Origin of the sequence: Streptomyces sp. SID12501, assembly GCF_010550245.1 — a bacterium.
Lineage (GTDB): Bacteria > Actinomycetota > Actinomycetes > Streptomycetales > Streptomycetaceae > Streptomyces.
In genome coordinates, this window is the sequence record NZ_JAAGLU010000315.1 from 1 (window position 1) to 574 (window position 574).

The window sequence follows — 574 nt, forward strand, 5'->3', positions numbered from 1 at the left end:
GAAGCCCCCGTCGAGGCCTGCCCTCCCGACGGGGCCACGATCGGTGATTTCGAGCACGAGCTGGCCATCTCTCTGCCGGGCGCGGTGCGGTCGGCGATCTTCGCGGCTCTGTGGTGGCACCGGCTGGGCTGCGATCTCTCGTTGCCGCTCGACTCGAGGACGTGGGTAGCAGGTAGGGCTTGCGCTCTGTGAATCGTTCGTAGTCGGCAGCCGATAAAATGAGCGAGTCAGGGTCGTTGTGGTCACCGTGGATCTTAGAGATTTCCCCGATTCCCTGAATGTCGGAGAAGAGCAGGTCCTCCTCTCCGACGAACACCTTGCAGTCCGGGAAGAGGTGCTCCATCAGCGGGTCGTACTTCGTGGTGATGATCCCGTCCACGACAGCGGCGCGAAGCAGGTCCATCTCGGCGACTTCGTCGACCTCCGCACTCAGGTCCGCTAGCTCGGCACCGGCGAACGCGGCAACTTCGGCCTTCAGTGATGAGTCCTTTGTCTTTAGGTCAAGGTGCGCGTACCGAGCCCGGGTGGCGACGAATTCTTCGGTGGTCCACCAACGATCGTGCAGCACGTGGGC

The 574-nt window shown here is 62.9% G+C and carries 2 protein-coding genes; one reads left to right on the forward strand and one right to left on the reverse strand.

Going from position 1 to position 574, the window contains the following annotated elements:
* Window positions 1-316, reverse strand: a 316-nt coding sequence (locus G3I71_RS53060; RefSeq protein ID WP_369335584.1) for a hypothetical protein, incomplete at its 3' end; no start/stop codon positions are given.
* On the opposite strand from G3I71_RS53060, the gene G3I71_RS52015 reads away from it, so the two are divergent.
* Window positions 239-442 (forward strand): hypothetical protein, encoded by a 204-nt coding sequence (locus G3I71_RS52015; RefSeq protein ID WP_239149778.1) that lies wholly within the window; start codon window positions 239-241, stop codon window positions 440-442. The genes G3I71_RS53060 and G3I71_RS52015 overlap by 78 nt on opposite strands.
* Window positions 443-574 lie beyond the last annotated feature (132 nt).